We start from the raw sequence: 20,839 nt of genomic DNA, 5'->3' as shown, positions 1-20,839 counted from the left end.
CCTAGGTAGCCATATCGGACTCGTCACCCGCGCTGATCTGTCGTCCCGCAAACGCCTCGGCCACGCCAGCACCGAAACCACCCGCCGCGGCGAACGCCGCCGGTGACCAACACCGTGAGCATGTGATCCGTCGCGTCGAATCACCCGCCGTGACCCGGCGTTCGACCGTTGCGGCACAGAGGGTTTCGTCCCTGAATACTCTCGGACCACGGTCGATCACAGCAACACAAGGAGGTTCACCCATCACCATTGGACCACGTCGAATTCCGGACCAAGGCGCGACGACGACCGCCGGACATGCGTTCCGGCCTCTGGCTAACCCTCCGGGAACGGGCAAGAGGTCCAGTTGTCCGAACCCCAGACGTTGGTTTTGTCCATCGCGCGGCCCACGGGGAAATAGGCGTCCCGAGTGACGCGATACCACTGGACATTGCCAGGATCTTGCACATGGTCATGGGTGTAATAGATGTCGCCGACGTGGAAGCTGTCGTATCCACACGAGACACCCGCAGGCCAAGGCCACGCTGCCGCGGTACCCATGCCGAACACGCCGATGCCGAGACCGACTGAGGCGGTAACACAGAGCACGCCGACGCGGCGAAGTACTCGCGTACGAATGGCCCCCCTTGTCCAATTGTCAGCACGGCCAATCGGTCTCGCTCGCGAGGGCAAGGTCGCACCGACCTCTCGTTTCAATTCACGTGTGGAACCGAACATTGTTAACCCAACTTCCGAATCCGAGGGTGCCTCTCGTGGCCTCGATCTCAGAGTATTGGCAGGTCAGAGTATTTTTTGCGCATTTTGCGCAGCCTCCTTCCCGATTTGCGCATGGGGGTCATCAGCGAGGCTGCTGGGTCCGGGTGAGCGCTGTTGCCTTCGACGTACCGCGGTGGGAGATCTGCCGAAGCGGCGGGCGAAGGCACGGTGGAAGGTGCTTAGGGCGTCGAACCCCGACGCATAGGCGATCTCGCTGATCGACGCGTTCTCCTGGGGATCGGTCAGCCTTCGGTATGCGCGCTCGACTCGGGTGTCGGCGATCAAGCGAGCTGGCGCTGGCGCGCCGATGCTGCGCAGCGAGTACTCCAGTTTTCGCCGCGAACAGCCGAGGTGCACGGCCACCGAGTCGGAGGTGAGTCGCGGATCGCTGCTGCGCTGCGCGATATAGGAGCGGGCGGTGTGGGCAAGGACGGCGGACTGCGATTGTTCCGCTCTGCTCGGTATATGCAGTGCGAGATTCAGCAGTTCCATCGATCGTGCGCTGATCTCGGTGAATTCGTGGCCGGTCAGGCAGCCCGAGTGATCGGATATCGTGCGCGACAGGGCGAGCACCGCCGCGGTGGAACCACAACCCGCGCCGAGGAGCGGCGGGGCGTTGTCCCGGAACGTACCGCGAGGTACATACTCCCCGGGAACGCCTATCGCCCAAACACGTGTACCGGAGGGAATCGACACACACAGCGGACGTCCCATGTCCAGCAAACCGAGCCGACCGCAGGGAACCCCGATCTCGTTGTCGCCATGGCTGATCACGACGTCGGCACCGTGCGAGACGATGAGAAGAGCGGCCCCGTAGTCATCGCAGAGCGCCTGTCGGCGTGTTCTGATGTAATCGACCGCGTCGGCTGTCGCATCGACAAACTGAAATCCGCCGCCGCGCTGCACACACATGGTTCCGGCGAACTGTTGCGGGCTCACGAAGCTCAGTCGCATGTCGCCCTGGTTCATCCGACTGTGGACGCTCCAGTAATCGATCCGATCAGCCGCCGAGACAACAGACGTGTCCACGTCCACTGTCGCGTACCCGGTGTCCACACCAACCTCCCGCAGGCAGTTCGGGCAAAAGTGCTGTCCCGCAAGCGAAGCCGACCCCCGGACATAATATCCTGGCCGAACCCGCCGGGCCGTGCGTTCCGGGAAGGGCACCAGCGTGCCTGCGGCGCCACCGGCAGCCCCCGCCAATTCGTCTGTCGGTGGCCCGGAATCGGGTGCGTTCCCCGCGCTCCGCTTGCCGAGGCTGCCGGATCGTAAGCGTTCGACAAGGTCCATCCGGTACTCGTGAAAGTGCGGCTCCGGATATTTTCCAGGGGTGTGCGGGCTCGGAATCGACTGCGCGGACGGGCAGTTGGGGGCATGCTCGAGTGGATCGGACGGGGAGGGAAGAATGCAGTTGCGAGCAGGGTCGGAGCTGGCCGGGTTCATCATCGAACGTGTGCTCGGTGCTGGTGGGATGGGGTCGGTGTACGCGGCTCGTCATCCGCGGCTCAAACGCACTGTGGCGCTCAAGGTGCTGGATGCGAGTTTCGCCGCCAGCGACGAATCGCGGACCGCGTTCGCGCGTGAGGCGAAGCTCGCCTCGGGGCTGGATCACTCGAATATCGTGCAGGTGTTTGATTGCAGCGACGTGGATGCCGTGCCCTTGTGGATTTCGATGCGTCACGTCGCGGGCGGCGACCTGGCGGGAGCGCTGAACCACAGGCCCGGCGGGCTGGAGGTGGAGCGAATCATGCGCTTGGTCACTGATGCCGCGCATGCCCTGGACTACGCCCATGCCCACGACGGGGCGTCGACAACGATGCTGATGCGGATGAGCGGGCACGGCCACACCAGGTATGGCCTTGCGATCGGTCACGAACACCGGCCCGGACTTCCGGCAGGCCAGCAGGCGCGGCAATAGCAGTGCGGTGCCGCTCGGCCGAATGACCAGGTGTTGTGGACGATGCTGTACGAGACTGCGGCTCGCGCCGACTAGTTGCTGATGCTCGTCAACCCGGATCTGGACATGGATAACCGGTGCGGGTCCGTCACCCGCAAGGGCGGGCCCGGAATGCGCTCCCGCAGTGGCGCATCCGCCGCGAGCAACCCGGTGACCTCGTCGCGGGTCATCGACCGCGAATGATCCGGCGGGACCTTGCGCGGCACCAACCGCACCAGAGGATCACCGGGTGCCCGCCGGGCCCGCAGTTTTCGTATCGTAGATAGCCGCGGCCGTTGTATTGCTCGTACCCGACACACAGGTAGAGGTGGTTCTGCCCGTGCAGCGGCCCGTAGCGGGGCCGTCGCGTTCGGCCTCGGAGGCCTCGGCCAGTTGCCGCCAAAGCTGTCCTTTCAGTAGCCCTTTGGGTGGCGTGGTTGGTGCTGGGCGGATTCCGGTGCCGACGCGGGCGGTGGCGCGCCCTGCCCGGGTGAGCCAGACCGAGACCGGATCGCGCAGGATCCCCTCCAGTTTCACTAGTGAGAAGTGTCATTCTCGATAGCTACGCCGTCTTCCTCGGTGGGGTCGCTGTAGTCGAGTTCCTGAGTGACGTTGTCGCGCACGACAATCCGACGGCCCGCCGCATACTGGCGGTGCATGGTGCCAACCGGCAGCTGGCAGCTCATCGCCATCCACCGCGATGTCATGCCCATTGCTCATGCCCGCGGTCACCGCGGCACGTATCGCCCAGCCGGACGTGCGCTGAAGCTGGCTGAGGTAGTCGGCGCGGATCGCTGCCGCGCTACCGGGCGCTTCAAATGGCCTCGGCTCGATGGTGTCGATGGCCTTGTCGAGCAGGTCCCGCAGATGAATGAGCAGATCGCGCTTCTGTTCCTGGCTAGTCCCCTCATTGTGGATTGCACAGTTCGCCATCGCGGTCTCCATAGCGTGTTCCGAACCAGAACACGATTTGAGCGTTCGGAAAACGACCGTCTGCCAAACACGAACACCGCGCCCGCAACTGTAGGAAGTCCTGTTCAGTGCTGACGTGCGGATTATTTTGCGGCTGAACGGGACTGTGGATAGTCGGCGTGTCTCGGACTCGTCGGCAGTTTGGTTCTCTCAGCTCGTAACTCGTCTTCAGGACGGGGGTTGCGGTCTGGCCGGGGAGTGGTGGTCTGCTCGTCTGCTTAGCGGAATCAGAAATCTCCGAGACTCGCCTGCGTGAACCCGTCCGGGCCGATGCGGAACACTTGCGGCAGCCCCAACGTCTGCTCCGCCTTCGCATACAGTGCTTCTTGCGCGGAGTGTTCTTCGCCCGTTGGGTCGGTCACCAGAAAGCCATGGGCGCGAATATCTTCCGCACGAACATCGGCGGGGTCGTCGTAGCCCTCCACGACGAAACCGAACAGGCAACGCAAGGCGTGCTCGCCCAGCTCAAGCGGATGGAACGGCAACGGATACGGACTTTGATCAGGCCAACCTGGGACAGGCTCCACAGGATGCTTGCCTGCCCAATAGGGCAGCTCGAAGTCGAATGGGTCGCCGATATTTTCCACGATGCCATCCTCTGGTGACACGCTCAGCGATCGGATCAATGTGCCGTCCTCCCATACTGCGAAGGCCAGCCAGTCGACTACCGAGTGCATCGCGTGCATGATGATTCGCCGACCTGTTCCCGCCTTACGCAGGTGCTCGGCTAGTTGAGAGGGGCGGTCGAGCATGAACCTCTGATCGCAAAGGACCTCCGCCCCGGCCAGCACCGTGGCGTATGTGTGATCGTCCGGGGGATAAACACAGGCGAGCAGCGTGCTGTCCTCGGCCGGCTCAACCACGTAGCCCGGGTGGACCCGGCGTATCAGCGCTTCTGCTTCGGCCCTTCCGACTGTGGCGCCCCCGACAGCTCAGTACGAATGTCGCCGTGCGTGAACGCCAGCAAGGCCGTCTTAGCCCCCATCGCTATCTCCTCGAATTATGGCGGACAAGCCATCGGCCATCCGAAGTGCATAGACTTGGAACGAAGCAAGCCCGCATCCCAATCGCAGATAGTCGATCCTGTCACATGGCAGCCAGACCCGGCCGGGCCATATTCCCAATGCTGGGTGGAGATTCGACAGCGGTGGGGTGCCTGGAAGCCGGGAAATCGCCACACACGTCTCATCGGCAGCTGATCCAGCGTGAACGGCGACACCAAATGAACTGAAGTCCAGTTTGTACATCGCTGAAGGCGGTTTCGAACAGTGACACCTATTTCGACGCGAGCGGCACCAAGTTGTTCCTTTTTGGCCGCCGATGAGTGAATGCTACCGGCGGTCAAATTCCTAATCCTATGGGCGAGATGCGCTCGCGCCGAGGAACTGCTGTAACTCAACATCGAGGACATGGACCAGACGCGCCGCTGGGCCCTGGTGACGTCCAACGACGCGAGACCTCGCATCCGCCGCAGTGGCGCCGCTCACGACGCGCACGTCCTGGATAGGATCGTGGATTTGGTGGCCGAGCCCGAACAGCACGTCGCGTTTGCGTAGTCCGGTCAGGATTTCCCCGGCCCCGGCCCCGGCCCCGGTGTGGGCGAACCGGTCGAACTTTATGGTGATCAGCACAGCCTGCCGGTCGGTGCCATGCCGTCTCGACACACCAGACGAATGAGGTGGTCGTCTCGTAGCCTTCGAGCATGAGAATATGCATCGACAGCTGGGCGTATCACAACAGTCCGCACTGGTGGAGCAGCTCGACAGCCACTTTTGAGAGGCCACTCTCGTGATGCACACAGGAACTGTCGAAGCCGATCACCATCAGTTCGTCATCGGATCACCGTCCGCAGTGACCTACGAGCCTGCCGCGACAGGCAGCGTTATCGAAGTAGGGCCCAACTTCGTGACTGTCATGACCGGGGTTGCATACGGCCCGGTGTCCGTAACGGTCGAGGTGCTCACCACCAAGCCCAATGGCCTCAGCGCGGTCGACGCGTGGCAAGTCATCGAAGAAGCCACAATCCAAGTGAGTAAACCGTTCCGAGTCCTCACACTGGGTGGCGACGTTGCCCGGGATTTCCCGACGCTGTCGATCCAGAAAGGACTCAACACCGTCCGGGTCAGCGCGACAGGGCGAGACATGAACTGGGACTTGACCGTCACCGAGCCGACTGAGTCATACCTCGTCCAGATCTGGAAGGTCACGAAACCCGCGGCGATGTGTCGAATCCACAAGTCCGACGCGGCATGGAACAACGACATCACCGTCCACAAAAGGCGAAACTGGTGGGATCCCGATCCTGCTGCGGACGCTACCCTGTACATCAAGTACGGCTACGAGCAGATGGCGCGCTCAATCAAGCAAAACGCCATCAATTGGGGGGGACGACCGCCCACCGACAAAATTGAATACGTACCCTACGCTAAACAATTCGCAGGTCACGACCGAATGCTTGTCGACGCATTAGCGCGCGCCCGGGCACCGAAACTACGAAAAATTGCCGCTTGGGCAGCGCGACGGGCCTACACGATCGCTGGCATCGTAGACATCGACTGGATCCGCGACGGCCTGGCAGCACTGGACCACGGTACCCCGCTGCCCTCTCCGTTCGACAAACAAAACGCCACGAAACTTTGGGACGCCTTCAACTCCGACACTCGTATCCAGCTATGGACCACCTCGGACAGCGGCGAACAAACTTCGACCGCCGCGTTGGCCGTCCTCAACGCACTATCCGATGCCAACGAGCCCGAGCCACTCCAGGCCGTGTTCAGGGTTCTCCACACCGTACTGAACGTGGAGAACTCTGACTATTCAAGCCTTATCGGCGATCTACGGCGTGAGTTCTTCCCCAAACTGGCCCCTGCCGACCGGTACGAACGCTGGATCGGCTATACGGTCGATGATATTCTGCAATCGGATCCGGATCGATGACTGCACCGTTGAAGCTTAGCTTCTCCTGATCAAGCGGAAGTGAGGTTCTCGCCGCAACTGATCTTCGATTCCACGAGAACGTTCGTTACAACAAATTGGGCGACAGCTCCGAATGTTTCCTGTCGAGGGTCCGCTTGTCTGACTCGAGGTCGCCTTAGCCTTCGCTTAGAATCGGGCGGATATGGCGTCGCTCGCTGGTGGACACCAGTTTTCGCATTCGAGGGCGCTGTGTGCGGGTGGTGCTTGGCTTGTCTGCCGATGATGTTGGTGGGTATGCCGGAGGTGGGTTCGTGGCGGCACGGGTGTTCGCGGACGAAGAGCTGTAGCGTCTGCGGTGGTTTCCGGGGATAAGCGGCTTGAACCTCAGGAGTTCCTGATGGGGCTCCAGCACGTGGTACGTGTGCAGGACCCGCGTCAGGGCTGCGGTCGCGCGGTCCGGCGCCAAGGCCAGAGGTCGCCCGCCCGAGCACTGCGACAACGCCTGCAGACAACGGGCGTATCGCAACCGGCGACGAATAGCTCGGTCCGAGAGTCAAAGCGGACGTAGTAGCGGGAAGGGCGATTAACCACGGGCAAGAGCCTGGCCTGGTGATGGATCGAGTTGGCCACCGACTTCTACACCTCGCCCACCTTGGACGGGCTGGACGACATACTGATCGACCGCGGGTGACCCGTGTCGATGGCTGGTGGCCGCTTGTCACTACGGCGGGCGTGACCCGCTACTTCGCCACTGGTACCGCGCATCTGCGAGATCTGTTCACCTGATAACCCCGGTAGCCCCTTCTGTCCGCGACAGCCCCCGACGGCCTTTATCCACCGGGGGCTGTCGCTTGTCGAGCGTAGGGCACCTCTGGATCACCGAGGTCGGGGTGGTTCTACCGGGATCCGAACACCAGCAGCACGACGAAGAACAGAAAGATGGCCGCCGGCAACAGGATTGGCAGCATGCGCGGCAGTGCCCAGCTCCAGCCGCTGGAAGATCCGGGTATCGGCGCGGAGATTCGCCCTTGGGACTTGAGCTTCCACAGATGGTCGGCGGCGCGTCGCTCGGACGCGGTGTACGACCGAACCTCCGGTCCCCGGTTCGGGCAGTACGGCATCATGTGCGAGTTCGACAGGCACCCCGGATTCGAGCACAGGTAGTAGATCATCGTTCGCCCCTTCCCCGTAGACCGCGTTCAGCATGACAGCGCCCGGTGACAGTGGCCGGCGATTCGAATCTGGGCGAGAGAAGTAATGGGTGTCCGGGCTCTTGTGTCCTGAAGTTTCGTCCTATTTCGATGCTGGCAGGATCGTGGCCCATGTTGCTGCCGACCAGGACGAAGGTCGGTGGGACTGTGTGCTCGTCGACCGTGCAGGGCTTCAAAGCAAGGGGTTGCGCCTGCACACCTCAGGAATCCGGCTAACGCCGCTGTACCACTGGGCCAGTTCTGGATCGATCGCCCTCAGCAGCCTGGCGACTGTACGGTGATAGCCCATGACAACGGTGTCGCACAGCGGTTCGAGGTGGGCGACACGGTTGCGCAGGCCGTGCAGTCTGTCCACCCAGTACATGATCACCAACGGGTCCGGGTGATGGGGGAATGCCTGGCAGATCGCGTCGTTCCAGAAGTCACGCTGGGCATCTTTCCCGATTCCGGACGGGTGCTTTGAATACTTGGATGGCAGCAGTTTCTTCCAGGTGCCAAACGTCATGTGAGCGACAACGTCATCGTGATCAATAGGGTGACCGTGCCGGCGGTGTCCAGCGGGCCGGGCTCGACTGTCAGCGCTGGCTCGCTTGTGCGCGTCGTCGTAGGTCGAGAATCGGGTTCCTCGCCCTGCAGCGCGATTCTACTGGGATGGAACTGCGTGCCATCCAGACCACGGGCGGGGTCCGAACTTCCCTCGGAGACAGGCGATACGGTGATCCGCTTGTTCTCGATCAGCAGGGAAGGTCGTGGCGGTCTGCGCGGCCATCGTAGTCATACGGAATTCGCGAAGATCGCGCAGCAGCTCATAGCCTCCCCACGTGGTGACATCGGAACCGTATGCATCACAGAATGATCGGTATTCCGGTGCGGCGATCTGAGCCAAGGACTTGCACTTGATCGCAGTGTGGACGGTGTCCCATTCCGGCGGACCGAGAGAGGTCCGCTCGAGGTCGAGTAGAACGACCGTTCCGTCATCTGTGGCGACGACATTTCCGGACCATGCGTCACCGTGAACGACACACCACGGCAGGCCGGCGGGTACGTGGGCCCATCGTTCCTGCAGTTCGGCGAGGTGCTCACCCATCCATTCGCGATCATCGGAACTGACGGTGGTGGCCGCGTCGATTCGCTGCTGGAGCCTGACGAACGGATCGAGTGTGCCCAGTTCGATGGTGGTCGGAGGAGTGAGATCGTGCAGTCGGCGGAGCGCGGCGCCGATCTGCGCTGGAGTTCCTGGTCGATGCGGGGGCAGTTCCTTCCAGAACGTCACAGCACGGTCGCCGATTTCCACGGGCTGCTCGATCCCGGGTGCCGCTCGGACTGCGGCGAGCTCCGAGGATTGGAGCCATCGGGCCACCGCGACTTCGCGTCGAGCTGCTGACTGTTGTCCCGCGCGGGCGATCCGGGCCACGATCTTCCCGTCGAGGCGGTAGAGAACATTCTCGCTGCGGTTGAGAACCCTCGCGCCGTGGGAGCTCAGCCCCGCGCGAGCGCATGCCTCACGAAGGACATCCTCGGTGGGATCGGTGGTACTCATCCGAGCGGCAGCAGTTCGTCGATGGTGTCGGTCAGTTCCGCGACATGGGGTTGGTCGGTCCGTGATTGCGCGAACGCGCGCAGTTCGCGCAAATCGTCTGCCGCTCGACGGGAGCGCAGATGGCTGGCGTCTCTGAGCGCGTGGTGGCCGACGGCTGCGGCCTCGACGGGATCGCTGGTTGCCATGATCAGTGAAGCGAGCTTGGTCGCGGATATTGCGCGGGATCGCAGGTAAGCGTCGCTATGTCCTTGTGCCGCTGTCGTCAACCGGGTTCGGGCTTCGTTGACGAATCGGCCGTGGATAGCCAGATCGAAGAGCGCGTGCCCGGTATCGCCGGAATGTTGGGCGGCGCCGTAATACGTCATCCAGGGCGGATCCTCGCTCGGATTGGCGTGTGCGAACTCATCGTCAGCGCGGCCGATTGCCGCGAGTGTTTCTTGGACTCGCCCCAACTTTGCCAGTGCACGCGCATGAGTGGTGTGCAGCATGGCGCGCTCGGTGGCTGTCAGGCGATCAGGACGGGTGAACGCGAGCCCGACTGCGGTCAACCCGTCGTCGGGTTCCTTGCACCAAATGGATTGTCTGGCGGCTGAGGAGTGGATCTTGGCGCGCAGGTGCCAGTCGTTGCCAGCTTCGGCGCAGGTGAGGGCGAGGGAGAACATCGTGCGGGCGTCGTCGTGTTCGTATCGGTCGAATGCCATGAATGCGGCGGTGTGGGTCAGGTAGCCGACTGCGGAATGGAGACTGTCCCTGTACTTGGGGTCGCAGGTCGTATTGAGCAGGCCTATGGCGTATCGGACCTGAGCCAGGACCGCTTCACGAACAACGCCACCGCCTGAGGCGTCGATCGAGCTGAAGACTTTCGCGGCCTTGCGGATCTGTTCGATTTCGTCGATGCCGACGATCGACGGGATGGGGGTGGGTCGAATCGCGGTCAGGGCATCGAGAAGCGCCGCAGGGGAGGCGACCGTGACTGTGGCGACGCGCAGAAATCCTTGGCGGTTCACGTCTTCGAGGGTATCCACGTTTCTCGGTGGCAACCGGAACCACAAGAGGTCAGCAGGTATCTGAAGGATCTGAGCCCACCGGATGAGCTTGCTGAGCTGCTCTGGCGCCGGTCCCTTCTCGATCCTGCTGAGCTGAGCCTGGGTGAGACTCAGCCAGGTAGCGATGGTTTCCTGGGCCAATGGCCGGGCGTGAAACGGGTGTGTGCGATAGGCAAAGATGACCCGTCCCATATGCCAGGTAGCGAGCGCATCGCGAATCTGGTCGGTGTGCCAGAACCCCGGCGGGGTCCGGTAAGGGCTCTCGAGCTGTTCTCGCGACTTCGTTTCGCAAGAGCCGCAGCAGGTTTCGGTGTTGTACTGACTCAACCGTGTACCGCATCGGGTGCAATAGCGGTTGGACTGCGGATCCTGTGTCATGTGACCGCTCCGAATGGTGTGGGTAGCGCCGCCCTCGTTAACCCTGATCAGCGGAAAATACCACCGCTCGATTCGCAGGAGTATGCGTTCGACGCATATCGCGCATGCGCCAACGTGGTGGTTGGCCTTGGCGATTCGCCGGATCCTTTTGCTGTTCGTTTTTCGAATCAGCGAAGGAGAACACCATGGGGTTGTCGTTGGTAGTACCGCTTTTCGGCCCGCCGGCGGCAGGCAAGACGACGTTGACGATGATGCTGGCCGGGAAACCCGGCATCAGCGTCTTTCGCCTGCGGGAGCACGTTCCACGCGATCTGCTGTCGATATCGGCGGGCAACAGCCAGCATCCGGGATGGCTCGACCCGTTCACGGTGGACGAGGCGTTGAGCCGCTACTTCGTTGGCGTGCAAGCTGATCGAGCTGTCACTACCGTCTTGCTGGACAACTTTCCGGGATCGGCAAGTCAGGTAGATGAGCTGGTGAGTGTCGTTCGTGAGTGCGAGCCGACGTGCCGTATCGAAGCGGTGGAAGTGTTCACCGACAACAAGACCCTCGAACAGCGGGCACGGACCCGCAAGGTCTGCCATCGCTGCGAGTGTGACCCGATCTCTGATCCGCGGCTACCAGCCATCCCCGCGAAAGGTGATCCCTGGAAGTGTTCGCGCTGCGCGGGGACCTTGCACCCCCGACGGAGCGACTCGCCCAGTTTGAGGAGGGCGCGGATGAAGCGGTACCAGCAGGCTGCGGAGGGGATCCGCACAGGCTTCCATGGCTCGGGTATCCCGGTCTCCCAGCTCGATACCACCACGACGATCGACGGCGCGGCGAATTTGCTTGTTCCACTGGTGATTTCACGGAGCGCAGCGCGATGACTTCTGTTCCCCTGCCCCGCCCCACCATTCGCAGCGACGCCTACGGTCATGCGCGGATGCCGCGTCGGATCGACATGCCGGAACCGGCGCGTGTGGACCGAGTGGCCTACGGGCGATTCCGCAACGTCTACCTGTACATCACCGAAGCATGCCAATTGCGGTGTGAGCACTGCTATATGGGCGAGCGTCTCGATCGAGCACTGAAGATGGAGTTGCCGCAGATCGTCGAGACGCTACGGACCTGGCGCAAGCTGGGCGGAAGCAAGGTCACCATCCTCGGCGGCGAGCCGACACTGCACCCCTACTTCTGTGAAGCTATCTGGGCCGCAGCGAAACTCGGTTATGAGGACGTCATCACGACCACGAACGCTCAGGTGCCGGCTGCGCGGAAGTTCCGGAAGATGGAGCCGGCGGACTTCGCCTATGTTCAGGTCAGCATGGATGGTGGCAGCGCGACCACCCACGACGCGGTCCGCGGTGCGGGCACGTTCGACATCGCGATCGACACGACCGAAGAGTTGGCCGGCCGCGGGTATGACACGCGAATCATCTGCACGGTCAACAAAGCGAACGAAGGCGATGCCCTGCGGCTGTTGGACATCGCCGATGACCTGGGTGTGAGCCTGGTGAAGTTCCACGTGTTCAGCACCATCGGCACTGGCCATGGCAATTCCGACATTGCGATGAACCCGCTCGAGTGGGTCGAGTTCTGCGACAAGCTTAGTGATGCTGCGCCGGAATATAAGTCGCGGGTCTGGTTTCAGCCGACCTACGCTCGACGCGATCAGGTGGAGCGCTACGCGGGGGAGGGCTATCAGGGCTGTATTGGGCGCACACTGGATCGGATCTCGATCTTCCCGGATGGCCGCTGCTACGTGTGCTCGTACCTGTTCGACACCACGATGAACTTCGCACAGATGACCGATGGGCAGGTGCAGCTCAATCACGGAGCCAACGAGTTCGAATTGTTCACCAGCGTGCTGAGTGAAAGCAGCTGCGGCGGATGTAAAGCCGGTGCCTGTGGTGGTGGTTGTCCCGCCGAGGAGCTTGTGCTGGGGACATCGTCGTGCAACGCGTATGAGGACATCGTTCCCGTATGTCGACTGTGGAAATCCAGTGCCAAGCCGGAGGACGGCCGATGAACTATCCGACAGAGGCAGACTCCATGGACTGGGCTGCCGCAGGTTTGTGCACGATCGACTGGAGTGACATCGACGAGGTGGAGCGGGTCACGTCAGACTTCTTCGATCACCTGGTCGCACACCCGCGTATCGTGCGCGCCCGGCTCGACAACCTGGTCGCGAACCCGGCCCTGCTCACCTTGTGCGAGCACTACGACATCCTGGACAAGATCGTGCTGTTCAGCGATCCTGACTCTGGGATCCGCGTGCGCCTGCACGTCTTTCTGCCAGGCTACTTCGACCGCCCGCACAACCATCGCTGGTCCTACGCCAGCCGAATCCTCCGCGGCCGTTACCGCCACTATTTGTTCGGCGACGCCGAACTCGACGAGAGCATCGAACCGGCGAAACTGCCTGTTTTGCAGGCACGGGAGGAACCGGTCGGCGCGACATATGCCCTGCACCACACTATGGTGCACGCTGTCGTTGCCGAGCCGCACACGGTGTCGCTGGTCGTTCGTGGCCCGGCGGTGAAGGACCGATTTCTGGTGGCAGACCGTAAAACCGGAGAGGCGTGGTGGCAGTACGGTGCGACCCAGGAGTCGCCGGAGGAAGCCCAGCGGAAGCGGATGACGCCGGCCCAACTTCTCGAGGTCATCGCTTCGATGCGGGAATGGAAGTTGTTCTAGTCAGCGGCGAGTCGGTCCAGGCATGCGGCGATTGACTCGAGTTCGAAGAGTGTTGGGAGTGGGGCGCTGTGGTGGCGAGTACACCGTAGCGCCCCACTGGCCGCGCCGAGTCGCATACTTCGATCGATGGACATTCCCTCCCGTAGCCCGTAGAGCAATCCCCCGGAGAACGCGGCGCCGGCACAGTGGGTGTGGTGTACCTGGACGGGAAAGGCCGGTACCGCGAGGACACTCTGTTTCCGACTGGCAGCGAGGGAGCCGGCGGCTCCTGCGGTGACCACCGCCCACTCCGCGCTCGTGTGAGCGAGCAACTGTCTGGCAAGTTCGGATGCGTCGTACCGGGCAGCATCATCGACGTTGGTTTGGATCAGTAAGTTCTCGTGGTTGCGCAGCTCGAGCTGCAGCGCATCAGAGAGCGGGGATCCGCCCAGATTCAGGAGCAGCGGTGTGCCACCAGCGCGGGTCGCGCGGATGACCCGGAGGGCGGCGTTCTCGATGAGTTGATAGGCGTCCAGGTACACGAACGAAGCGCAAGCGATAGTGGACAGATCCACACGTTCGAGGCTGCCTGCGACCCCGGGGAGATGAGCGAACCACGTGCGCGTGTCGTCGTCGGCGGCGACGACCACGACACGCGGAGTAACAGTGCCAGCATTGACAGCCGCTGTGGTCTGGACACCATGCCGTTGTAGCCACTCGCTGACCTGTCGCCCGTCTGCGTCGCACCCGAAATCGTTGGCGATGAGCATGGTCGGAACATCCAGTGCCGCCAGGACCGCAGCGGTCATGGGGCCATCGGCGGCGATCGAGTGTTCCGCGAACCGGATCTCGGCACCGTGGTTGGCCTCAGGAAAGTGCGGAACATGCCACAGCTCAGCTGACGCGAGGTAGCTGACGCACACTATGGGCCGCTCTGGTGCCGCCACGTCATTGCCACCCGTATGTCGAGAACGGCTGGCCCGACTGTACGTATTCGAGTGCGGTTCGGCAGTAAGGGATCATGTGTGCGGGCAGAGAGTCGAGCTGAAACCAGGCCAATTCACTGCATTTGTCCTGTTCGAGGTTGATCGGTTCACCCTGCCAGTTGTGTACGGCGAAGAAGAAGGCGATTCGGCCGCCGGCGGACGAGTTGTGCATGACGTGGCTGAACGCCACGTCATGCGGCGCGATGCGGACGCCGATCTCCTCGGCCGCCTCGCGTACGAGCGCGGTGACCATCGATTCGTCGACTTCGAGATGGCCTGAGGGCAGGTGCCAGGCACCGTCTTCGAAACCAGTGTTGTGTCGGCGTCCGAACAGTAACTCATCTCCGCGCCGGAGCATCAGGTGCACATCACCGATCAGTGTGTGCCGCAAAGGCTTTGCTACCTCGCCTGGTTTGCTCTGGGTGTTCACGGCTTTTCTCCTTCTGGGGTTTTCGGACCTGCTGGGCTGGACACGGTTGTCGCAGTCTGGCTGAAAGCGGACCGAGCCTACGACTGTGGACGTCAGGCAGCTATACGTCGTGGGTATGGCGAGCATCTTCAATCGGCATGGTTCGAGCTGCAGTTGACCTGCATCCTCGGTTGATGGCCCGCCCCGGGTTGTGATCCACACCTGCTGCTCTGGTCGGCAGACGTTCGTTCGCGCATCTTTGAAGAGCATCGAAGGGGATGACGCGATGGTTCTGAACATGCATAGACGACTTCGACCGCGACGAGGATCTGAGAATCCTCGCCTGAGATGCCCCATCGGACCGCTGCGACGACCACACTGCATGCGCTGACAACAATGAACAGCGAGCACGTTGGCTTGGTATAGGCGCTGTCGATGGCCGCGTGCGGCCTGTTCGTAACGGGCAGTTGTGTTTTCGGCGTCAGGTCGATGCTTGTTCGGACGTTGGCTGGGCGAGGCGATGAGGAGTGCGGTGGGGGCGAGGCCGAAGTGGTTGTCGTAGCGTCGATGACTGTTTCGGCGGCGGTATCGTCCGAGGCGCTCGTGATGGCGAGGTCGAGAATGTCTGCGACCAGACTCATTTTCGAGTGACCATGGCGACCCGATGTATCTCGCTGACGTTCTACGTGCAGAAGAAGTGAAGGTCGGTGAGTGGAAGGACCCCAACGGGGTCGGCTGCAAGGACATCGGCCACGGTGACTGCGACGCTCTCTGCATCACATGCGAGTGCCCGCCTGGGCGCGGTCGCCGGGGCGGTCGCGGCCTGTCCCGGAACCGTGCTGCGGCTGGGTCTATGGGCAGACCTCGATGTGGCTTGGCGGTAGCCGTACACCGCGACCACGATCGACCATCTCTTCGATCAGCTGGTATGCCGCAGGGCAAAGAACCTCGTACGCTGCGAAACACTCCGCCAGGACGTCGGCAGTTTCCAACGTCTTCAGTGAACGGCGCTGCGCGAAGTCACGCGCAGGCCGGTCATCGGTTACAAATGTTCCGTACCTGTAGGTTGTTTCCAGCAGATAGATGGACTCTGCTTCGCCCAGGTGGTCAGTCGCCTTGTCCGGCGGCGTTCCTTTGAGCAAACCGCGGCGAATGAGGTTGACTTTCTGCATCGTGGGAATACCGCTCGGGAGTTCGATCGGCTCGCCGAGCCAATGTGCATCCAGAACCTGTTGAAGGTAGGGGTGGTCGCTGACAACGCGCTCGATCTCGTGGCGAACTGACCGCGTCCAGCACGCGCGACCAGAAAATCGCTGCTCCAGCAGGTCAATTCGTTTGACAATCGCGAAGTTCCACAACGTGCACGCATCGAAAAAGACGCGATCAGGCTGAGTGCTCAAGGGTCAGGGCACCATCACATCCGAAGACTCTTCGCCAGACAGAATCGGCGCTAGTTGCGTCAACAAAAGATCGGGTTCAGTGTCCAGCAAGCCCGCGATCGGTCGAATACTGATCCGACCGGCGACGTACGCGTGGACAGCTCGGAACAGCAGCCGGCCAGGTACGCGTCGACCGTTGATCGTCTGCAGATCTGACATCCGTCCCGCCCGAGTGATGAATCGCGCCGAACTCATCCGCCGCATCCTGTCCCTGCCGACCGCATCAACGATATCGCAGTTGTGAGCATGAAAAGCCAAGACGTCCAAGCTGACCCGGTACCTGGAGAGTAGTTTTTCGATCTTCGACTCATCCTCGGTCTGCCCCCAAAGCTCCTCACGAAGCTGCTCACCAGGGACCAAGAACTCGGCAGCGAAGGCATTGGCCCGAATCTCTCGGGGTGTGCTCGAACCGACCACGCTCTCATCGATGAGCACGTTTTCTGTGTCGCCGGCGAAAATGTGCCCCAATTCGTGGCCGAGGGTGAATCGCTGTCGGGTCGGGGGGAGGTTGCTGTTGATCAACGCGAGTCTGAAGTCCCCTTGCACGACACTCAGTCCGTCCAGACCTGACGGAAGTTCAGCTACCGCGACATCGACGCGGAGAGAAGTCTCGACCAACTCGGCAAGCTCGTCGAATTCCTCGGGCAGCCAATCCCTGTCCACCGAGGTGCGTACCTGGCGAGCGAGGGCCTTCCCCTGCTCGAAAACGGCGACGCCCCTGACCGGGAAGTTGATTGCAGGCTGATTGTCGCAGCCGACATCCGTCAGCAGGCGGTTGAGCTGGACGAGATGCTCGACAACCTTGCTAGCTTCGTCGATAGCGGGCCCGTCGTGCTGGGCCCGCGCTGCAACCAGGACCGGTTCGAGGGCTTCGTCCTCGTCGGCCAGAAGCAGGTCGATCGAAGCGCCAAGCTCGTCGGCAAGACGAGCCAGCTCGAGGGGCTTGAACTGCCGACGTCCAGACAGTGCCTTCGACAGCGCGGTCGGATCCATGTCGATTGCCGCTGCAACTTCCGCGTCCCTGCGTCCCGAGGCGGTGACCTTGTCTCGCACACGCCGTGCGAGTGTCTCGGTACTGAGGCTCATGTCTGGAAATCTACCATTCTTGCGAAAATAGCAAGTGTAGATCGCGTATCGGTGTGAGCACAAGAATCAACCATTCTACCTGCAGTTTTTCGCGGCCACGTCACTCGACGAGTGGTCGTAGCGCGCCGGGCGCGCGGGTGCATCGTTGCTCCGCAGCAACGGGTGGTACCTCTCGCTGACAAGCTGGTTCTACCGGGATGGAACCGCCAGCCAGCCGGGCCATGGGCGGGGTCGCAACTCCCACGGTGGGGTCCGCCCCTCGGCTCGAACTCTCGGGGCAAGCGATTTGGTGTTTTGTTTGTGCCTGATCAGGAGCCGCCCGGTGACGTAGTCTGCTAACTTGGATCCCGCCTGAATTCGCACCTGTCCTTCGTAATCCTCTGCTGCTCAACGTAATACATGTCGCACGGAGCAGAGTGCTCGTTGACCTTGTCGGCCGTTCGGCTGGCGGGTTGGTGCATCGAGCTTGGGGGTGGGGGCCTATCCCGACTGTTCGGCACATGCAAGGAATTCGGTTTGCTGGTTGGTGCGGGGTTCTCTGAGTCTGTCGGGCGCGTTCGGTTGTAATGCAGGCTGGGGGTCAGTGTGGTTGACGGGTGAGCCAGTGGTTGGGCTCGCGGTATTGCGAGCTCAACCGTTCAGTCGTTGGGCGTTGCTATAGCCATTCGGAGACGCCGCCGTGATGAGAGCAGGTTCCGCTGCGTGTCTTGCTGGAGCTGTAGGTGCCGTCCTTGCAACGTGCGCTTGCCCCTGCGGGTGCGGACGGGGCTTGCTGAGGGCGGTTCACGCAGTCCCCGGCTGTGTTCTGATACTGCCCACTCCCGCATGCGGCAGTGGGCAGGGGTGCAGCCTGTGCGGCGGGAGCCAGCAACGCCGCGGCAGTGAGAACGCCCGCCGATATCGCGGGCAGCATCATGCGCAGTGTGAAGGATCTGAATTTCATAGTCACTCTCGAATTTCTTGTGCAAGAACAGCTTCCTTCGGGAAGCTTGGGATTTCCCGACCGGCGAGGGACGCTACGGCACCACAGTCGGTACGGCCGTGAGGTTGGCGCGGTGCGGCACAGGTTGTCAGCGGGGTGGCAGAAAGTGGCAAACATATGGGATCCCGCGGGGATCACGAGTGCGGGCTGCGAGGTTCGAATCATTCCGGAAGACGAAGCGAAGCGGGCTTATGCCGATTCGAGCTATCAATGGCTGTGCATCACGTCACGCGTGGTCGATAGCAATGCCGCACTCGGCGAGTACGAAGGCGGCTTTCACGTCGGATTCGAGGCCGGGATATCGAAATCGATATCAGACCATGCGCAGATTTCGTTGACGAGGGTGTGTGTTCGATTCTGATCACCGCGTACGACCGCTTCGGCGAGGTGCACGACCGCCTCTTCCTTCGTCCCTGCGAGCTCGGCGGCTATGGTCGCGATGGGGTCTGCCAGACGGTGTCCGTGGTGGTGGTGGGGGTGGGGGGTAGAGCGCCGCCAACTTTGCAAGCTCGTACCTGGTTGCTGGTGGTTCGTACTGCCCGCGTGAGAGCGGCCAGGGAACCTCATCGCCGATCGCGTGATAGATCTTCTGCCCGAGCTCATCTGGCACAGGGGCGAACTCCTGGTCCTGGGCGCGAGAACACCTTCGACCAGCCATCGGCTCGTCCTGCCAGCATCATTGACGACATTGCGGTAGAGCTGTTGCCATCGCTCGCACGACAGCGTGCCGGGCGCAGCGAGCCGGGCGACATACTATGGCGGCTGGCCGATGTCCCAGGTGATAGTCCGAGTGAGCCTACCTCGTGTTTCAAATGGTTTCGCCCAGCCTATCTCGGTAAATCTGCCATTTTCCGAATCGCTGACTCCGGTGACAATGTCATTCTTTCCCCGATCGAAGTCGTAATAGTCCTGCGCTTCCACGGTAACGTCCATGGTCACCTTTTTTCCTTCGACGTGTATGTTGGCGTGACTCCACTGTTGGTGGCCCCCTATCGTCTTCTGCCAATTCTCGGTCCAGACCGAAGAAACTGTATTCGGTTCACCGGAAATTTTGAAGTTCCGATTTCCCGACCTCGCGAGAACATCCGCGGACAAGCATGCCCGCGCTATTTCCGCATCGACAGATCGACGTATGCCCTCGTCCTCACGGTAGGCTTTATCGTAGTCAAACTGCTTCTCTTCCCCATCGTTGTCCCAGTAATGCTGATACATCGCAGTCGCATCTTTGAGATCGGGCCTTGACAACTGGGCGCCCCGCAACTTTGCTCGCCAATTCATCATGGTCCGCACGTCCTGTGGATTGCCCGCCTTCGTTCCGTAGATGAACGTGTCGTCATGCACTAGGGTCGGCACTACCGGTTCTCCGACTGTATAGCTGTCATACGGGGTTTTGAGTGCTTCCGCAGCACTCTTCAAACCAAAGTCCAAGTGGAGGGCGGTATCGCGCAAGCGCTTGAGGCCGAAGCGGGTTGTTTGCCAGGCCAGTGCAAGATCCACGGGACTCTTGGTTGACATGTCCTCTTCGTGAAATGTGCGCTTGAGATTGCTCAGGATGCCATCCAACTGTTCGCGTCCTGAATCGTAGTTCTTCTGTGCGGACTGGAGTGTGTTGGCCCAAGCGGCCAGCTCTAGATGACTCTTCTGAAAAACTGATTCGACCGTCGAAACTTGAGTGGACAAGGTGTCCACAGCCAGTCCAGCGCGTTTTGCGGCACTACCGCGCCAAATGCTGGTCAGTTCTGGTGACGTCATTTTCCGGAGCAGTGAGACGGCATCGCGGGCTCGTTCGGAGATTATTCGATGATTCTCGGACCGTTCGCGTATGTCTGCGGGATTTCCTTTCGGGCGCTCAAAGGAGTACGAGAGTTGAATAACTGACTGAAGGGCATCTTCGGAGCAGTGATCACCGGAAATCTGATCCAATTGATCCAACAATTCTTGGACAAGGTTGATCTCGTCGGAGTACCAACCAGTCAACGGTTCCTATCCTCCGGTTCCGGCGTGTTATCGGTGTTCTTGTCATCGTTGGGTATAGGCAGCGTACTATCGGGTACGTCAGGCTGTGGATCGGAAATCCCTTTCGGGTCAGCTGCGGGAGTAGCTTCCGGCGCGTCTGGATTGTAATTCGGGTTAGTCCCCGAAACGGGGGGTGGTCCAGGATATGAATTTGGTATACCTTTTCCGCTGGCAGCATCGGTATGTGTGTATTCCCAGGTTGTATTCTTGAGGGTGGTCTCCAATTCAAAGCATGCGAGTGCCCAGGATTTTGTTTGGTGTCTCATTCCATTTTCGAATCTTCGCAAGTGTGTATTGATGTCACCGTATTCTTCGTAAATGAAAGTTTCGGCGAAATTCCATGGAGGATCCATGAGATAATATGTCTTGGAAAGATCGTCGATCGCCTGGGTTAGGTCATGCGCGTCAAACCATAGTGTCTCTGTGCCGGAGGTTTCACCTCCATTATTTGGGGGGATTTCGGTGGATCCGGATGCCTTATCCATCGGTTCATGGGACATTGAATACC

At 61.3% G+C, this 20,839-nt stretch carries 19 protein-coding genes and 1 pseudogene; 6 read left to right on the top strand and 14 right to left on the bottom strand.

Going from position 1 to position 20,839, the window contains the following annotated elements; genetic code table 11:
* Positions 1-780 precede the first annotated feature (780 nt).
* Positions 781-1,812, bottom strand: a complete 1,032-nt coding sequence (locus NJ1_RS16400) for an AraC family transcriptional regulator (protein WP_169813158.1) — start codon at positions 1,810-1,812, stop codon at positions 781-783.
* A 349-nt stretch (positions 1,813-2,161) separates the two neighbouring features.
* Here NJ1_RS16400 and NJ1_RS16395 point away from each other — a divergent pair, with 349 nt between their 5' ends.
* Positions 2,162-2,674 (top strand): protein kinase domain-containing protein, encoded by a 513-nt coding sequence (locus NJ1_RS16395; protein ID WP_067694472.1) that lies wholly within the window; start codon positions 2,162-2,164, stop codon positions 2,672-2,674.
* Between the two features lie 554 nt (positions 2,675-3,228).
* Here the strand turns inward: NJ1_RS16395 and NJ1_RS39170 are convergent.
* Both NJ1_RS39170 and NJ1_RS16390 read right to left on the bottom strand, forming a co-directional pair.
* The gene (locus tag NJ1_RS39170) at positions 3,229-3,405 is read right to left on the bottom strand and encodes a hypothetical protein (RefSeq protein ID WP_218025211.1); all 177 of its coding nucleotides are present in this window, start codon (positions 3,403-3,405) and stop codon (positions 3,229-3,231) included.
* A 486-nt stretch (positions 3,406-3,891) separates the two neighbouring features.
* Positions 3,892-4,566 (bottom strand): annotated as a pseudogene (locus NJ1_RS16390) (DUF6928 family protein); the annotation flags it as partial.
* Positions 4,567-5,455: 889 nt separating this feature from the next.
* Here NJ1_RS16390 and NJ1_RS16380 point away from each other — a divergent pair.
* The gene (locus NJ1_RS16380) at positions 5,456-6,601 is read left to right on the top strand and encodes a transposase (RefSeq protein ID WP_067694742.1); all 1,146 of its coding nucleotides are present in this window, start codon (positions 5,456-5,458) and stop codon (positions 6,599-6,601) included.
* A gap of 875 nt (positions 6,602-7,476) precedes the next feature.
* Here NJ1_RS16380 and NJ1_RS16375 read toward each other — a convergent pair.
* From NJ1_RS16375 to NJ1_RS16360, 4 genes are all read right to left on the bottom strand, one after another.
* Positions 7,477-7,752 carry a hypothetical protein gene (locus NJ1_RS16375; RefSeq protein WP_067694466.1) on the bottom strand — a complete coding sequence of 92 codons (276 nt, stop codon included), beginning with the start codon at positions 7,750-7,752 and terminating at the stop codon, positions 7,477-7,479.
* Positions 7,753-7,963: 211 nt separating this feature from the next.
* Positions 7,964-8,296 carry a hypothetical protein gene (locus NJ1_RS16370; protein WP_067694463.1) on the bottom strand — a complete coding sequence of 111 codons (333 nt, stop codon included), beginning with the start codon at positions 8,294-8,296 and terminating at the stop codon, positions 7,964-7,966.
* Between the two features lie 138 nt (positions 8,297-8,434).
* Entirely contained in the window at positions 8,435-9,331 is an 897-nt protein-coding gene (locus NJ1_RS16365) for a phosphotransferase enzyme family protein (RefSeq protein ID WP_067694461.1), read from the bottom strand.
* The gene (locus NJ1_RS16360) at positions 9,328-10,755 is read right to left on the bottom strand and encodes an NsdA family TPR-like regulatory protein (protein WP_245717414.1); all 1,428 of its coding nucleotides are present in this window, start codon (positions 10,753-10,755) and stop codon (positions 9,328-9,330) included. The genes NJ1_RS16365 and NJ1_RS16360 overlap by 4 nt, the downstream gene beginning before the upstream one ends.
* Before the next feature lie 185 nt (positions 10,756-10,940).
* Between NJ1_RS16360 and NJ1_RS16355 the strand changes: the two genes are divergently transcribed.
* From NJ1_RS16355 to NJ1_RS16345, 3 genes are read left to right on the top strand one after another with little or no spacing between them, the layout of a single operon-like run.
* Positions 10,941-11,624, top strand: coding sequence for an AAA family ATPase (locus tag NJ1_RS16355; RefSeq protein ID WP_067694458.1), 684 nt, complete (start codon positions 10,941-10,943; stop codon positions 11,622-11,624).
* Complete coding sequence (locus NJ1_RS16350) at positions 11,621-12,766, top strand: radical SAM protein (protein WP_067694456.1); 1,146 nt, start codon at positions 11,621-11,623, stop codon at positions 12,764-12,766. Before NJ1_RS16355 ends, NJ1_RS16350 begins: the two co-directional genes overlap by 4 nt.
* A 23-nt stretch (positions 12,767-12,789) precedes the next feature.
* Positions 12,790-13,434, top strand: coding sequence for a hypothetical protein (locus NJ1_RS16345; RefSeq protein ID WP_067694453.1), 645 nt, complete (start codon positions 12,790-12,792; stop codon positions 13,432-13,434).
* On the opposite strand, the gene NJ1_RS16340 is transcribed toward NJ1_RS16345, so the two are convergent.
* The 5 genes from NJ1_RS16340 to NJ1_RS40205 form a co-directional block, all read right to left on the bottom strand.
* Positions 13,431-14,360, bottom strand: a complete 930-nt coding sequence (locus tag NJ1_RS16340; RefSeq protein ID WP_067694449.1) for a carbohydrate kinase family protein — start codon at positions 14,358-14,360, stop codon at positions 13,431-13,433. The genes NJ1_RS16345 and NJ1_RS16340 overlap by 4 nt on opposite strands.
* 1 nt (position 14,361) lies before the next feature.
* Positions 14,362-14,829: an NUDIX hydrolase gene (locus NJ1_RS16335; protein WP_245717413.1), complete on the bottom strand. Its 468-nt coding sequence runs from the start codon at positions 14,827-14,829 to the stop codon at positions 14,362-14,364.
* An 830-nt stretch (positions 14,830-15,659) separates the two neighbouring features.
* Positions 15,660-16,208 carry a PIN domain-containing protein gene (locus tag NJ1_RS16330; RefSeq protein ID WP_067694447.1) on the bottom strand — a complete coding sequence of 183 codons (549 nt, stop codon included), beginning with the start codon at positions 16,206-16,208 and terminating at the stop codon, positions 15,660-15,662.
* A gap of 3 nt (positions 16,209-16,211) precedes the next feature.
* Positions 16,212-17,333: a helix-turn-helix domain-containing protein gene (locus NJ1_RS16325; protein WP_067694446.1), complete on the bottom strand. Its 1,122-nt coding sequence runs from the start codon at positions 17,331-17,333 to the stop codon at positions 16,212-16,214.
* Between the two features lie 655 nt (positions 17,334-17,988).
* On the bottom strand, positions 17,989-18,246 hold the full coding sequence (locus tag NJ1_RS40205; RefSeq protein WP_245717419.1) for a DUF3761 domain-containing protein: 258 nt from the start codon (positions 18,244-18,246) through the stop codon (positions 17,989-17,991).
* Positions 18,247-18,256: 10 nt separating this feature from the next.
* On the opposite strand from NJ1_RS40205, the gene NJ1_RS40200 reads away from it, so the two are divergent.
* Positions 18,257-18,676, top strand: coding sequence for a hypothetical protein (locus tag NJ1_RS40200; protein WP_157574026.1), 420 nt, complete (start codon positions 18,257-18,259; stop codon positions 18,674-18,676).
* A gap of 392 nt (positions 18,677-19,068) precedes the next feature.
* Here the strand turns inward: NJ1_RS40200 and NJ1_RS16320 are convergent, their stop codons facing one another.
* Positions 19,069-20,292, bottom strand: a complete 1,224-nt coding sequence (locus tag NJ1_RS16320; RefSeq protein WP_157574025.1) for a hypothetical protein — start codon at positions 20,290-20,292, stop codon at positions 19,069-19,071.
* A complete protein-coding gene (locus tag NJ1_RS39155) occupies positions 20,289-20,816 on the bottom strand; it encodes a hypothetical protein (protein ID WP_157574024.1) in 528 nt (175 codons plus the stop codon). Before NJ1_RS39155 ends, NJ1_RS16320 begins: the two co-directional genes overlap by 4 nt.
* Between the last annotated feature and the right edge of the window lie 23 nt (positions 20,817-20,839).

This window comes from Nocardia jejuensis NBRC 103114 (assembly GCF_001613145.1).
GTDB lineage: Bacteria > Actinomycetota > Actinomycetes > Mycobacteriales > Mycobacteriaceae > Nocardia > Nocardia jejuensis.
Note: the sequence above shows the minus strand (reverse complement) of the source record. Positions and strands in the feature narration are given on the sequence as shown.

Bases quoted from the DNA above. Each gene is read 5' to 3' on its own strand.
- NJ1_RS16395 (WP_067694472.1), top strand. From the start codon at position 2,162: ATGCAGTTGCGAGCAGGGTCGGAGCTGGCCGGGTTCATCATCGAACGT.
- NJ1_RS39170 (WP_218025211.1), bottom strand. From the start codon at position 3,405: ATGGGCATGACATCGCGGTGGATGGCGATGAGCTGCCAGCTGCCGGTT.
- NJ1_RS16380 (WP_067694742.1), top strand. From the start codon at position 5,456: ATGCACACAGGAACTGTCGAAGCCGATCACCATCAGTTCGTCATCGGA.
- NJ1_RS16375 (WP_067694466.1), bottom strand. From the start codon at position 7,752: ATGATCTACTACCTGTGCTCGAATCCGGGGTGCCTGTCGAACTCGCAC.
- NJ1_RS16370 (WP_067694463.1), bottom strand. From the start codon at position 8,296: ATGACGTTTGGCACCTGGAAGAAACTGCTGCCATCCAAGTATTCAAAG.
- NJ1_RS16365 (WP_067694461.1), bottom strand. From the start codon at position 9,331: ATGAGTACCACCGATCCCACCGAGGATGTCCTTCGTGAGGCATGCGCT.
- NJ1_RS16360 (WP_245717414.1), bottom strand. From the start codon at position 10,755: ATGACACAGGATCCGCAGTCCAACCGCTATTGCACCCGATGCGGTACA.
- NJ1_RS16355 (WP_067694458.1), top strand. From the start codon at position 10,941: ATGGGGTTGTCGTTGGTAGTACCGCTTTTCGGCCCGCCGGCGGCAGGC.
- NJ1_RS16350 (WP_067694456.1), top strand. From the start codon at position 11,621: ATGACTTCTGTTCCCCTGCCCCGCCCCACCATTCGCAGCGACGCCTAC.
- NJ1_RS16345 (WP_067694453.1), top strand. From the start codon at position 12,790: ATGGACTGGGCTGCCGCAGGTTTGTGCACGATCGACTGGAGTGACATC.
- NJ1_RS16325 (WP_067694446.1), bottom strand. From the start codon at position 17,333: ATGAGCCTCAGTACCGAGACACTCGCACGGCGTGTGCGAGACAAGGTC.
- NJ1_RS40205 (WP_245717419.1), bottom strand. From the start codon at position 18,246: ATGCTGCCCGCGATATCGGCGGGCGTTCTCACTGCCGCGGCGTTGCTG.
- NJ1_RS39155 (WP_157574024.1), bottom strand. From the start codon at position 20,816: ATGGATAAGGCATCCGGATCCACCGAAATCCCCCCAAATAATGGAGGT.